12 protein-coding genes are annotated in these 12513 nt (G+C 62.2%); 7 read left to right on the top strand and 5 right to left on the bottom strand.

The window, feature by feature from the left end; translation table 11 throughout:
* Positions 1-18: 18 nt before the first annotated feature.
* Together EJ066_RS25135 and EJ066_RS25130 are read left to right on the top strand one after the other, a co-directional pair.
* Positions 19-396 carry a VOC family protein gene (locus EJ066_RS25135; RefSeq protein ID WP_126042651.1) on the top strand — a complete coding sequence of 126 codons (378 nt, stop codon included), beginning with the start codon at positions 19-21 and terminating at the stop codon, positions 394-396.
* A 238-nt stretch (positions 397-634) separates the two neighbouring features.
* The gene (locus EJ066_RS25130; protein ID WP_126042650.1) at positions 635-1378 is read left to right on the top strand and encodes a hypothetical protein; all 744 of its coding nucleotides are present in this window, start codon (positions 635-637) and stop codon (positions 1376-1378) included.
* A gap of 88 nt (positions 1379-1466) precedes the next feature.
* Here the strand turns inward: EJ066_RS25130 and EJ066_RS25125 are convergent, their stop codons facing one another.
* Both EJ066_RS25125 and EJ066_RS25120 read right to left on the bottom strand, forming a co-directional pair.
* Complete coding sequence (locus EJ066_RS25125) at positions 1467-2807, bottom strand: hybrid sensor histidine kinase/response regulator (RefSeq protein WP_126042649.1); 1341 nt, start codon at positions 2805-2807, stop codon at positions 1467-1469.
* 9 nt (positions 2808-2816) lie between these two features.
* Entirely contained in the window at positions 2817-3812 is a 996-nt protein-coding gene (locus EJ066_RS25120; RefSeq protein WP_245455234.1) for an FIST N-terminal domain-containing protein, read from the bottom strand.
* Between the two features lie 375 nt (positions 3813-4187).
* Here EJ066_RS25120 and EJ066_RS25115 point away from each other — a divergent pair, with 375 nt between their 5' ends.
* The 5 genes from EJ066_RS25115 to EJ066_RS25095 all read left to right on the top strand — a co-directional run bounded on the left by EJ066_RS25115 (position 4188) and on the right by EJ066_RS25095 (position 10131).
* The gene (locus tag EJ066_RS25115; protein WP_126042647.1) at positions 4188-4619 is read left to right on the top strand and encodes a nuclear transport factor 2 family protein; all 432 of its coding nucleotides are present in this window, start codon (positions 4188-4190) and stop codon (positions 4617-4619) included.
* A gap of 256 nt (positions 4620-4875) precedes the next feature.
* The gene (locus EJ066_RS25110; protein WP_126042646.1) at positions 4876-5376 is read left to right on the top strand and encodes a (2Fe-2S)-binding protein; all 501 of its coding nucleotides are present in this window, start codon (positions 4876-4878) and stop codon (positions 5374-5376) included.
* Between the two features lie 209 nt (positions 5377-5585).
* Positions 5586-7934, top strand: coding sequence for a xanthine dehydrogenase family protein molybdopterin-binding subunit (locus EJ066_RS25105; protein WP_126042645.1), 2349 nt, complete (start codon positions 5586-5588; stop codon positions 7932-7934).
* A gap of 120 nt (positions 7935-8054) precedes the next feature.
* Positions 8055-8852, top strand: coding sequence for a xanthine dehydrogenase family protein subunit M (locus EJ066_RS25100; protein ID WP_126042644.1), 798 nt, complete (start codon positions 8055-8057; stop codon positions 8850-8852).
* Between the two features lie 259 nt (positions 8853-9111).
* Complete coding sequence (locus EJ066_RS25095) at positions 9112-10131, top strand: acyltransferase (protein WP_126042643.1); 1020 nt, start codon at positions 9112-9114, stop codon at positions 10129-10131.
* 10 nt (positions 10132-10141) lie between these two features.
* Here EJ066_RS25095 and EJ066_RS25090 read toward each other — a convergent pair whose 3' ends face one another.
* From EJ066_RS25090 to EJ066_RS25080, 3 genes are all read right to left on the bottom strand, one after another.
* Positions 10142-10639: a GNAT family N-acetyltransferase gene (locus EJ066_RS25090; protein ID WP_126042642.1), complete on the bottom strand. Its 498-nt coding sequence runs from the start codon at positions 10637-10639 to the stop codon at positions 10142-10144.
* Between the two features lie 20 nt (positions 10640-10659).
* Positions 10660-11436: a copper homeostasis protein CutC gene (locus EJ066_RS25085; RefSeq protein WP_126042641.1), complete on the bottom strand. Its 777-nt coding sequence runs from the start codon at positions 11434-11436 to the stop codon at positions 10660-10662.
* Positions 11437-11560: 124 nt separating this feature from the next.
* Positions 11561-12469, bottom strand: a complete 909-nt coding sequence (locus tag EJ066_RS25080) for a LysR family transcriptional regulator (RefSeq protein WP_126042640.1) — start codon at positions 12467-12469, stop codon at positions 11561-11563.
* Positions 12470-12513: the final 44 nt, after the last annotated feature.

The following is a 12513-nucleotide window of genomic DNA, read 5'->3' as shown; positions in this document are numbered from 1 at the left end:
CGCTGAAGGACCTCCACGATGAAAGTCACGGCGATCGATCATATCGTTCTTGCGGTCGATGACGTCGAGCGCACTTGCCGGTTCTATGAGCGGGTGCTTGGCATGGAACCGCGGCAGGAGAGGCCCGACAAATGGTCGCTGCATTTTGGCGCCAACAAGATCAGCCTTCAGGACGCACGCGCCTTTCCCGATATCGCACGCAATACGGTGCCTGGCAGCGGCAATTTCTGCGTGCTCACCGATACGCCGATCGATGAGGTGGTGGGGCGGCTCTCGGCGGAAGACATCGAGATCGTCGCAGGGCCGGGCGAACGCTCTGGAGCCGTCGGCGCCATCCTGTCGGTCTATTTCAAGGACCCCGACGGGAATCTCGTCGAAGTCAGCAACCAACTGTAGAATTCGAATTAGAATTACGGTGACAGTGCACTATTTTTCTTTCGCTGCCTGCTTCGTTTTTCTGGCTTCACGGCGACATACCGGGAAGGACAACGCGGGCAAGGCGGGCCATGCGGTCAATCTACACGCAATGACGGCTATACAAACGTAAAAGGTGCTGTCACCGTAATTCTACGGCAAGAAATTGACGCTCTCAAAGCTCGGGTTGTGGCGCTGGAGAAAAAACCAGGGGGGACCGATGTATTCTGACGATACGCTGAAAGAGCTATCGCAAAATAAAAAGAAATGGTCGTCATCCGCTAACGGTCTTTTCCTGCTGTTCTTAGATCGCAAATATAAAACAGATCCAGCATCCGAGTATGCAAGGCACGGTCTTTCCCGACGCATTCAGGCTTTGGTGCATTTGACTGATCGCGTGTTTGCGATCATCCCGCCGAACTCGGAAAAGTCGCCCTCAAAGGAGGTGCGCCACGACGCCGAAGCATTTGTTCAATCGTTCCTAGTCAACGTCTATGGAGCGATAGACAACATGGCTCGGATTTGGTGCGTGGAAACCGATCTACGGAATGCGAAGGGTGTCCCGATTTCGGATGGCATGATTGGGTTTGGGCCGAAGAACATTCGTGTGCGGGAGAGCCTGCCGGACGATTTGCGTGACTATCTGGTGAAGTGTGATCCGTGGTTCGGGTATATCGAAAACTATAGGCACGCGGTAGCGCATCGCATTCCCGTCTATATTCCGCCGGCCACGCTGAATGACAAAGATGCTGAAGAGTATCGGCGCATAGAGGATGAAATCGGCAAAGCTATACGTGCGCGCGATTTTGAACTCTGGAGCGAATTGATGGCTAAACAGAGAACACTAGGCACCTTCAAGCCAGTAATGATGCATTCCTATGGCGAAAATGCTCGTCCGGTCACCGTCCATGGACAGATGATTTGTGACATTGCGACGGTAGTGGAGATAGGGAGCATTTATTGAAGGCGCTCCCCGATCCATAAAGTGTCACCCTCTGCGGAATTACGGTGACATTTCTCCTGCCGCTCGCCACTGTCTTTGGGAGAAGGGATCAAGCCAACAAATGCGCCAGCAGCGCGCGCAGTTGTGCCGGTTTCAGCGGCTTGCGCATCAGCTCGATGCCGGCCGTGCGGGCAGCTATGGCAACGGTTTCGGAGCCGTCAGCGGTGACGATCAGCGCCGGTACGGCGCGGCCGAGATAATCGCGGACCTCGGCGATGGTCGTGGTGCCGAGATCGCCGCCGTCGAGATGCTGGTCGGCGATGACGATGTCCGGCACCCAGTCCGTATCGCCAAGCATGTCGAGCGCATCCCCGGTCGAGGTGGCGGGGCGCACCAGGCACTGCCAGCGCTCGAGCAGGAACGTCATCGCCTGCAGCACCTCGATATCGTTCTCGACCAGCAGCACCTTTGTGCCGAACAGACCGTAGCCGCGCGGCCGCTCCATGTCGGCGGCGTTGGCGATGACGTCGGCCGTGGCGCCGATCCCGACCGGAACGTCGATATGGAAAATCGTGCCGTGCCCGACCTTCGACGAAAACGTCACGGGATGGCCGAGTGCGGCGGCGATACGGCGCACGATGGCCAGGCCCAGGCCCAGCCCGCCGCCGGCAAGCCCGGCATCGCTCGAGATCGTGCCGCGGTGGAATTCCTCGAACACGGCCTCGCGCTGGTCGTCGGGGATGCCGCAGCCGGTATCGGCGACATCGATGCGGATCGTGTCGCCGCGATGCCTGGTGCCGACCAGCACGCCGCCGGAGCGGGTGTAGCGCAGCGCGTTGGAAAGGATGTTCTGCAGGATGCGCCGCAGCAAGGTGCGGTCCGAGCGCACGACGGCGTTGACCGGCCGGAATTTCAGCGTCAGGCCCTTCATCTTCGCGACCGGCTGAAAGTCCGAACGCAGCGACGAAAACAGCGTCTCCAGGCTGACGTCGCCGATGTCGGGCTGCACGACGCCGGCGTCGAGCTTGGAAATGTCGAGCAGGGTGCGGAGCAGATCCTCCATCGTCTCCAGCGACCGCTCAACCTGCCGGACCAGCTTCTTGCCCTCGTCGCTGGTTTGCACTTCGGCCAGCGCCGAGACGGAGAGATGCGCGGCGTTGAGCGGCTGCAGCACGTCGTGACTGGCGGCCGCCAGGAACCTGGTCTTGGACAGGTTCGCCAGCTCGGCGCTTTCCTTGGCAGCACTCAGGTCGATGTTGGATTGTTCCAATCTACGCAGTGTCGAGTGCAGTTCCTCGGTGCGCGTACGCACTCGATTCTCAAGGGAGATCGCGGTCTGGAACAGCGAGAACGCGTTGCCCTGCTGGTCCATCGAGCGCTCGACGCGGCTGACAAGGGCCGCGTTGATCTTCTTCAGCTTCTCCAGGTCGTTGATGTCCCTGAGCGGCATAAGAACCTCCTACTCCGCCGCCTGCCGCTCTCCGAAGGCGATGCCGGTGAAGGTCTGGTTCAGATGCATCGACCGGTACTGTTCGCCATAGGTGCCGAAGCCGATGACGTTGTTGACCTTGTAGAGTTCCGAAATCTCTCGAAAGACCTGCCGGTTGCGCGCGTCGAGCCGGCGCAGCACGCAGTCGAAGCCGAGGATCATGTCGATGCCGCCAAGCCTGTCCTCGACGTCCCTGAGGGCGGCACGTGTCGATTCAACCATGCCCTTGGGCTGGGCGATGGAAAGGACGACGCCATCGTCGATGGCGCAGAAGAACGACAGCGAGCCGTCCGCGTGCATCTTCTGGATCGAGCGGCAGTAGAATTCGCCGCCCACTTTCACCACCACCGGGTGCGAGGCAAAACTGAGCGGCGTCAGCATCTGCGGGATGACGCCGACCGAGGCGGCATATTCCTCCGCGGCATTGGTGGCGTTGAATTCGCGCACGGTGCGCTGATCGGGATCGGACGCGGTCACCACCAGCTTCTCGTCGGTGGGGACGAAATTGTCGGTCTTGAACACGTGGAAAGGAATTTCCGTGGTGATCAGCACGATGATGGCGCTGTCGGAGGTAACCCTGCCGTTCGAGATCAGCCGCGTCGTCTCGAACTTCAGATCGTCTCCGGCCGAACCGCCGATCAGCGGAATGTCGTCGAGGCCCCAATGGATGGCCGAGGTCACCGCTTCCTCGGCATAGGATAGCCCGTCGATGAAGCAGAGCGCGAAGGTGGTGTTGGTCCGTTCGTACCCGACGCGGCCCTGCAGCGAGCGGCGCAGCGCCCCGACTTCATCGGTGATCCTGTCCATGCCCGACGAAGAGAGACTGTCGACCATGGTGCTTGCGACCGAAAACGACGCCGACGGAAGCAGCAAGGCGAGGATCTGGCCTTCCTCCAGACCGCGCGGCGTGATTTCGCCGGCGGTGGAGCAGCCGGCATAGGCAAGTGCCGGCGCGTTGATCTTCAGCGCGTCCGAGAGGGCGGCCGCATCGACGAGGCTCTGGGAGAAAAAGAGCAGGGCGAAGCCGGCATCGATGGCCGCGGCTTCGGCCGCGATCGCCCGGGTAAAGGCATCGGCGTCGGGCTCATCCGTGGTGAGCGCCGACAGGCCGCATGCATAGCGCGTCCGTGAACTGGCCAGCGGCTTCCTCCTCCATTCCTCCGACGCTCTTTTTGTGCGCGGCTCTTTTTGTGCTCCTGGCGCGCCGGCGTCGACGTCATTGTTGTCTTCAAGTGCTACTTTGGCAATGAGCCAACATGATGGATTTGAAGTTTCCTGCTATTTCGACGGCATCGGCGCTCGGAAACTTCAACCCCAAACCACACCGGAAGGGAGCGATCCATGGAAGCCCAGGTCCAGAAGCTGTTCGAAAGGTACGAGCAGCTTTTCCAGAAATCCCTCGCCGGCGGTGCCGACATGGATGAAGTCGCATCGGTCTACGCCTCCGCCTTCATCGCGGCGTCGCCTACCGGCGTCATGGTCGGAAAAAACGACGACCAGCTCAAGCAGGCTATGGAACAGGGCTATGCTCATTATCGAGCGATCGGCACCAAGGCGATGCGGAAACGGGATGTTCGCATCTCGCCGATAGACGAGCATCATTGCGTTGCCCACGTCGCCTGGACGGCGACCTATGCCCGTAAAGGCCAGCCGGACGTCACGATAGATTTCGACGTCCACTACCTCGTGCAGAAGCTGGGCGGAGAGCCCAAGATATTCGGATGGGTGTCAGGCGACGAGCAGGAGGTTCTCAGGAAACACGGCATCGGCTGAGATCGGCTCGCAGCCGCTCATGGCCGGAAGGCGGCATTCGCACGGCGATCGAAGCTCTCGCTTCATCGTGCCGTTTCCGCTGTCTTTGCGTGACCGAAAGTACAATATGCGGATTCTGGGACGAACTGCATTCTCGCAATCCCGGCATTTCGCGGCACTTTTTCCCGTGCATAATGCGGTATAAGAATGGCGGACAGACAGAGGGCTCGGGCACCACCGACGCCAAAACGACCAAGGTAGCACCCAGGGAGGTTTTATGTCGGACATATCGTTGACGGTGAACGGAAGGCGGGTCAGCGGCGCTGCCGAAGACCGTACGCTTCTGGTTCATTTCTTGAGGGAGAATCTCGGCCTGACCGGGACGCATGTCGGCTGCGACACCTCGCAATGCGGCGCCTGTGTGGTCCATGTCGATGGCAAGGCGGTTAAATCCTGCACGATGCTCGCGGTGCAGGCTTCCGGGTCGAGCGTCGTGACGATCGAAGGGCTGGCCGACGGCGCCGACCTGCATCCGGTGCAGGCGGCGTTCAAGGAGCATCACGGGCTGCAGTGCGGTTTCTGCACGCCGGGCATGATCATGGCGGCGACGGACATGATCGCCCGCCACCCCGAAGGCCTCGACGAGGCCACGGTGCGCGCCGAACTTGAAGGCAACATCTGCCGCTGCACCGGCTACCACAACATCGTGAAAGCGATCCTCGCCGCATCGAAGACGATGGCCAAGGGATCGAAGGGCAAGGCCAGGCAAGCTGCGTGAAGGACTTAAGGGAGTAAGGGAGTAGGGCAGTAAGGCAGTAGGAAGGGAGCCGATTTTCCCCTACTGCCTTACTCCCCTAATGCCCTACTCCCCTACATTTTGGGAGTAAGGGAGTAGGGCAGTAAGGCAGTAGGAAGGGAGCCGATTTTCCCCTACTGCCTTACTCCCCTAATGCCCTACTCCCCTACATTTTGGGAGGAATTTCTGCGATGGGCATTGAGGGTGTTGGCGCTCGTGTAGCGCGCAAGGAAGACAAGCGGTTCATCACCGGCGCCGGGCGCTATGTCGATGACATGGTGGTTCCCGGCATGAAGCATGCGGCCTTCGTGCGCAGCCCGCACGCGCATGCGCAAATCAAGAAGATCGATGTCAAAAAGGCGAAAGGCATGCCGGGCGTCATCGGCGTGCTGACCGGCAAGGAGCTCAAGGCCGACGGCATCGGCAATCTCATCTGCGGCTGGATGATCCATTCCAAGGACGGCACGCCGATGAAGATGGGGGCGTGGTCGCCGCTGGCCTTCGACAGGGTCCGCTATGTCGGCGACGCAGTGGTCATCGTGGTCGCCGAAACCAAGGGCCAGGCGCGCGACGCGGCCGAAGCGGTCGACATCACCTACAAGGAGCTGAAGGCGGTCGTCGATGCGCCGAAGGCGCTCGAGAGGAGCGCACCACAGATCCATCCGGAAGCCGACGGCAATCTGATTTTCGACTGGGAGCTCGGCGACAGCACGGCGACCAATGCGGCGATCAAGGCCGCTGCCCATGTCACCCGCATGAAGATCGTCAACAACCGGCTGGTGCCCAACGCCATGGAACCGCGTGCCGCGCTTGGTCATTACGACAAGGCCGAGGACCACTATACGTGCTGGACGACCTCGCAGAACCCGCATGTCGCGCGGCTGGTGATGAGCGCTTTCTACAATGTCGCGCCTGAAAACAAGCTGCGCGTCATCGCGCCGGATGTCGGCGGCGGCTTCGGCTCGAAAATCTTCATCTATCCCGAAGAAATCATCTGCCTGTGGGCCTCGAAGAAGACCGGCGTGCCGGTCAAATGGGTTGCCGACCGCACCGAGAGTTTTCTCACCGATGCGCATGGCCGGGACCATGTCTCGACAGTGGAGATGGCCTTCGACAAGGACAACAGGATCACCGGGCTGAAGGTCGACACCATCGCCAATTTCGGCGCCTACATGTCGCTGTTCTCGTCCTCCGTGCCGACCTATCTCTACGCGACGCTGTTGTCGGGCCAGTACGATATTCCGGCGATCCACGCCAATGTTCGCGCCGTCTATACCAACACCGCGCCGGTCGACGCCTATCGTGGGGCAGGGCGGCCGGAGGCCACCTATCTGCTCGAACGCACCATGGAGACAGCCGCCCGCGAATTGGGCGTGTCGCCGGCGGAGCTTCGTCGAAAGAACTTCATCACCTCGTTCCCGCACCAGACGCCGGTCATCATGAATTATGACGCCGGCGATTATGGCGCCTCGCTCGACGCGGCGATGAAGGCTTCGGACTACGCCGGCTTTGCCAAGCGCAAGGCCGCTGCAGCCAAGAAAGGCAAGCTGCGCGGCATCGGCATGAGTTGCTACATCGAGGCCTGCGGCATTGCGCCGTCGGCGGCTGTCGGCAGTCTTGGAGCGGGTGTCGGTCTTTGGGAAAGTGCCGAGGTGCGTGTCAACGCCGTCGGCACGATCGAGGTGCTGACCGGTTCGCACAGCCATGGCCAGGGCCATGAGACGACCTTCGCACAACTGGTCAACGAGCGCTTCGGCGTGCCGATCGATAGCGTCTCGATCGTCCACGGCGACACCGACAAGGTGCAGATGGGCATGGGCACCTATGGCTCGCGCTCGGGCGCCGTCGGCATGTCGGCCATCGTCAAGGCGCTCGACAAGGTCGAGGCCAAGGCCAAGAAGATCGCCGCTCACCTGCTCGAAGCCGACGAGGGTGACATCGTCATCGAGAACGGCGCGCTGAAGGTCGCCGGCACCGACAAGAACGTGCCGTGGTTCCAGATGGCGCTTGCGGCCTACACGGCCCACAATCTGCCTGGCGGCATGGAGCCCGGGCTGAAGGAAACGGCATTCTACGATCCGTCGAACTTCACCTTCCCAGCGGGCTGCTATATCTGCGAGGTCGAGATCGATCCGGAAACCGGCGTGACGGAGATCGTCCAGTTCGTTGCCGCCGACGATTTCGGCAACATCATCAACCCGATGATCGTCGAAGGCCAGGTGCATGGCGGTATTGCGCAGGGCGTCGGCCAGGCCTTGCTGGAGGGCACTCGCTACGACGCCAGCGGGCAGCTTTTGACGGCGAGCTACATGGACTACACCATGCCGCGCGCCGACGATCTGCCGTCGTTCAAGATATCGACCTCGAACACGCCGTGCCCGGGCAATCCGCTCGGCATCAAGGGCTGCGGCGAGGCCGGCGCCATCGGCTCACCGCCGGCGGTGATCAATGCCATCACCGACGCCATCGGCATCACCGATATCGCCATGCCGGCATCGCCGTCCACGGTCTGGGCAGCGATCCGGGCGACGAAACATTGAAACAGGAGTGAATGGTGAATGGTGAATGGGAGGACACTTCGAGAAACTCGGCGCCAATCCAACCATTCACCATCGACCATTCACCATTCACTACTTCACCATTCACCACGGGAGCATCCCATGTACGCAGTCAACTATCACCGCGCCGCCTCCGTCACTGAGGCCGCCAAGCTGCTCAAGAGCGGCGATGCAAAGCTCCTGTCGGGCGGCATGACGCTGATCCCTGCCATGAAGACGCGGCTTGCCGCGCCTTCCGATCTGGTCGACCTGTCGCGGATCAAGGAACTGCAGGGCGTCAAGGTGTCGGGCAAGACCGTCACCATCGGCGCTGCCACCACGCATTACGACGTCGCCAGCGATGAGAAGCTAAAGAAGGCCTGTCCGGCGCTCGCCCATATGGCGTCCCTGATCGGCGATCCGGCGGTGCGTCACAAGGGCACGATCGGCGGTTCGATCGCCAACAACGATCCAGCGGCCGACTATCCGGCAGCACTGCTTGCGCTCGACGCCACCATCGTCACCAACAAGCGTGAGATCGCGGCCGGCAAGTTCTTCACGGGCCTGTTCGAGACGGCGCTGAAGGACGGCGAGATCATCACCGCGGTAACCTTCACCGCGCCGGCCAAGGCGGCCTATGAAAAGTTCCGCAACCCCGCCTCGCGCTACGCGATCGTCGGGGTGTTCGTGGCCAAGGGCAAGGACGGCGTCAGGGTCGCCGTCACCGGGGCCGGCGACGACGGCGTCTTCCGTTCGAAGGACATCGAGGCAGCGTTGACCAAAAGCTTCATGGCTGCCGCGCTCGACGGCGTGAACGTTTCGACGAAGAATTTGATGAGCGACCTCCACGCGTCGGCCGACTACCGGGCCAACCTGATCGCGGTGATGGCCAAGCGCGCGGTGACCGCCGCCAACGCCTGAAGGCATCGATTACCGGTTTTGGGATTACCGGTTTTGGGGTTGCCGGTTTTGGGATTGCCGGCTTTGAGGAAGGGGCCTTCGCGGCCCCTTTTTCGTCGCACTCGGGTCTGACGGCCGGACATGCGAGTGTCGCCAATCTCGCGCTTGCGCAACGCTCTATTGCGCCGCAATATGCCTGGAGGAATGCGAGCGGGGGCTCGAAGCGTATCGTCTTGGCCTGCAGCCCTTTCGCATTCGTTCAAATGCGAGGGGGGCGGGCATGACGGATATTTCCGCGACGCAGCTTGTCGTGTCCCGGTCCGCCGGCACATCGTCAAGAACAAGGCTGTCCTATCTCGACGGATGGCGCGGCCTGTCGATCGCACTGGTGCTGATCGGCCACTTCTTTCCCATTCCCGGAATCAACCTCGGCGTCATGGGCGTCGAGTTCTTCTTCGTGCTCAGCGGCCGGCTCATGGCCGAGATTCTCTTTGTCGAACGCTATCCGCTCAAGGCATTCTTCAAGCGCCGCTTCTCCCGCATCTATCCGGCGCTGCTGGTTTTCGTCGTCGCTTCGATGGTTGCCTTGTCCGGCACGTTTGTCGCCTTCAAATGGAAGGCGGCGCTGACGGCGCTGACATTCACCTACAATTATGCCGGAATTCTCGTCAACCGCGCCGGCGCACTGGACCATATCTGGTCGCTGTGCGTCGAGGAACACGCCTATGTCATCCTGGCATTGATCAGCTTTGCTGTTTCGGGGCGTGCCCGCGTCGTCATGCTGCTCGGCGCGCTGTCGGTGCTGGCCATGGCGAACGGCGCCATTTCGTACTGGGTCCTCGGAATGGATTACGAGAGCACCTATTGGCGAACCGATGTGCACATCGCCTCGATTCTGCTGTCGGCGGTGATATGCCTGCTCAGGGCCGACGACAGGCTGCCGGCCTTGTTCAAGGGGCCGCATGTCGCGGTTGCGGCGTCCGCCGGTGCGGTTCTTCTGTTCCTGGAGTCGGTGCCGACGCCGATCCACTATCTGGTCGCGGTGCCGCTGTTGGCGCTCGCCGTCAATTCGCTCGACTTCGGCACCCGCTACCTGACCGGATTCCTGTCCTCCTGGCCGATGGCTATGCTGGGCCTGTGGTCGTATTCGCTCTATCTATGGCAGCAGCCGTTCTACAAATTCGTCTATTCGCAGGGCAGTGCGCCGCTGCCGATGCTGGCCGGCGTGTTCGCTTGCGCCCTGTGCAGCTATTACATCGTCGAAAAGCCGGCCCGCACCTGGCTGAACCGCAACTGGTAGGGCTGTCGCCTCAGCCGGTGATCCGCCTGGTATAGTAGCGCACCGCCTTCTTGCCGCCGTGGATCACCGCGTCGCCGACCTCGACGAAGCCGAGCGCTGCGTGAAAGGCATCCGAGACCGGGTTGGGCGGGTCGGCATTCACCTCGCAAGTGACGATGGTCTGGCCGGCGCGCGAGACATGGTCGAACAGATCCTCATAGAGCCTTCGGGCATGGCCGCGGCCACGCGCTTCTCCCGCGACGACGACACGGTCGACATAGACGAAGCGCTGGTAGCGCTCGCGGAACCACAGGAAATTCGGACTGTCGTAGCGGGCGTTCTGATCGAAGGTCATGATGAAGGCTTCGAGCGCACCGATGCGGCGTGCATAGAAGGCCTCACCCAGCAGGAAGGACAGGCGTTCAGGCTCGAGCCACGACAGTTCGGCCGCGTGCTCGTTATTGAGGGCGAGGATGGCGGGCTCGTCCTGCGGCGAGATCCGCTCGATCGGCAAACGCGCTTCCGTCATGTGTTTTCTTCGTTGCGGGATCATGCTTTCGCCGCCGCAATCGTCGTCGCCACCAGCGCCGCGTCGGTTACGGTGTTGCGGTACTCGCGGTCGAGGTCGGTGCCGCCCATCCCGACATGGGGATTGCGGTAGCGCATGGCGCTCGGCACCTCCTTGAGTGCGGCGAAATGCATTTCGGTCAGTCCGGTTCTTTCCCGTACCTCGGCGATATTCCCGGGATCCAGCCCGCCGCAGCCGAGGATGACGATGCGCTTGCCGGCCTGCCGGACGAGGCCCGCCAGCAGGGCCACGCCCTCCAATGCGGTGTCGCGCTGGCCGCTGGTCAGCACGCGGCCGACCTTGCAGCGGATCAGCGTTTCCAGCGCCTCGGCCGGATCGCGCGTCATGTCGAAGGCACGGTGGCAGGTCACGTTCAAGGGCCCGGCCGCCTGCACCAACTCGCCCATGCGCTTTTCGTCGATGGCGCCGTCGGCGTTCAGGCAGCCGACGACGACACCGGCCACGCCGAGCTCGCTCAGCGCACCGACATCGGCGAGCATCGAGCTGTACTCGGCGTCGCTGTAGAGAAAATCGCCGCCGCGCGGCCGCACGATGACGTGGAACGGGATCGTTGCCAGTTCGAGGGCCACGCGCACGGTGCCAAAACTCGGCGTGATGCCGCCCTCGACGAGGCTGGCGCAGAGCTCGACCCGATCGGCGCCGGCTGCTTGCGCGGCCAGCAGGCCGTCTATGCCTTCGACACAGATTTCAATCAGCGGCAGGCGAGGGCGTTCGGCGTCGGTCACAGGGCGATCCATTGGTCAATTCGGCTGATCCTGCCCTAGCATTGGGTCCATTGCCGTGAAAGCCGGAACTGTTGGCTCAGCCGGCGCTTTGGCTTGAGCGGGACCGGCTCGCGATCCGCGGCAGCGCAATGACACATCAGATCCGCAAACTGTGAGCGTTCGCGCGCACGAAGTCGATGAAGGCCCGCAGCTTCGGCGGCACGAGGCGGCGGCTGGGATAATAGAGGTGGAGCGGTTCGTAAGTGGGACAGAAAGGCTCCAGCACCTTGACCAGCGCGCCTGAGGCGAGAAGCGGCGCAGCGAGGCCTTCGACGGCGAAGGCAAGGCCATGCCCTTGCGCGGCAGCGGTAATGCAAAGCGGAAGTGCATTCGCGATCAGACGTGCGTCGGGCGTGAACTCGACCTGGCGTCCATCCACGACGAACTCCCAGGGCGAGATGGCGCGGGTGCGGGTAAAGGCGAATGCGATGCAGCGGTGGGCGGCGAGATCCGCGGGCTGCTTCGGCGTGCCGTTACGCGCCAGATAATCCGGGCTGCCCAAAACGACCGTCTGCAGCGGCCCGCCCAGGCGCGCGCCGATCATATCCTTATCGAGAAGCTCGCCGATCCGCAGACCGGCGTCGAAGCCCTGGGCGGCGATATCGACGAAGCTGTCGTCGAAGATCAGGCTAAGCCGCACTTCCGGGTAGGCGTCCATGAACGGCCCCATCAGCGGCTCGATCAGCAGCGGCGCGGCGATCCACGGCAGGCTCAGGCGCAGCGTGCCGGCGGGGCGATCGCGGGTCTCGCGCAGCGCCGCGCCCGCCGCCCAGACCTCTTCGGCCGCCGGGCGCACGTGGTCGAGGTAATAGGCGCCCGCCTCGGTCAAACCGACGCTGCGGGTCGTGCGGTTGAGGAGCCGCACTCCCAGACGCTCCTCGAGCCCCTTGACGGCCTCGCTCAACGAGGCAGGAGCGACGCCGAGCTCGGCGGCGGCGCGGGTGAAGCTTTTGGTCTGCGCGACCTTCACGAAGGCGACGATGCCGCTGAACTGGTCGAGGCGCATTGTGAGGATATTCCAAATAGCCTTGTCGAACTATACGGGTTTTT

It is taken from the genome of Mesorhizobium sp. M9A.F.Ca.ET.002.03.1.2 (genome assembly GCF_003952365.1).
Classification (GTDB): domain Bacteria; phylum Pseudomonadota; class Alphaproteobacteria; order Rhizobiales; family Rhizobiaceae; genus Mesorhizobium.
This window is presented reverse-complemented; position numbering and strand designations above follow the sequence as displayed.

What these genes read in the sequence shown, in the direction of transcription:
- EJ066_RS25135 (WP_126042651.1), top strand. Translation starts at nt 19, where the DNA reads ATGAAAGTCACGGCGATCGATCATATCGTTCTTGCGGTCGATGACGTC.
- EJ066_RS25130 (WP_126042650.1), top strand. Translation starts at nt 635, where the DNA reads ATGTATTCTGACGATACGCTGAAAGAGCTATCGCAAAATAAAAAGAAA.
- EJ066_RS25125 (WP_126042649.1), bottom strand. Translation starts at nt 2,807, where the DNA reads ATGCCGCTCAGGGACATCAACGACCTGGAGAAGCTGAAGAAGATCAAC.
- EJ066_RS25115 (WP_126042647.1), top strand. Translation starts at nt 4,188, where the DNA reads ATGGAAGCCCAGGTCCAGAAGCTGTTCGAAAGGTACGAGCAGCTTTTC.
- EJ066_RS25110 (WP_126042646.1), top strand. Translation starts at nt 4,876, where the DNA reads ATGTCGGACATATCGTTGACGGTGAACGGAAGGCGGGTCAGCGGCGCT.
- EJ066_RS25105 (WP_126042645.1), top strand. Translation starts at nt 5,586, where the DNA reads ATGGGCATTGAGGGTGTTGGCGCTCGTGTAGCGCGCAAGGAAGACAAG.
- EJ066_RS25100 (WP_126042644.1), top strand. Translation starts at nt 8,055, where the DNA reads ATGTACGCAGTCAACTATCACCGCGCCGCCTCCGTCACTGAGGCCGCC.
- EJ066_RS25095 (WP_126042643.1), top strand. Translation starts at nt 9,112, where the DNA reads ATGACGGATATTTCCGCGACGCAGCTTGTCGTGTCCCGGTCCGCCGGC.
- EJ066_RS25090 (WP_126042642.1), bottom strand. Translation starts at nt 10,639, where the DNA reads ATGACGGAAGCGCGTTTGCCGATCGAGCGGATCTCGCCGCAGGACGAG.
- EJ066_RS25085 (WP_126042641.1), bottom strand. Translation starts at nt 11,436, where the DNA reads ATGGATCGCCCTGTGACCGACGCCGAACGCCCTCGCCTGCCGCTGATT.
- EJ066_RS25080 (WP_126042640.1), bottom strand. Translation starts at nt 12,469, where the DNA reads ATGCGCCTCGACCAGTTCAGCGGCATCGTCGCCTTCGTGAAGGTCGCG.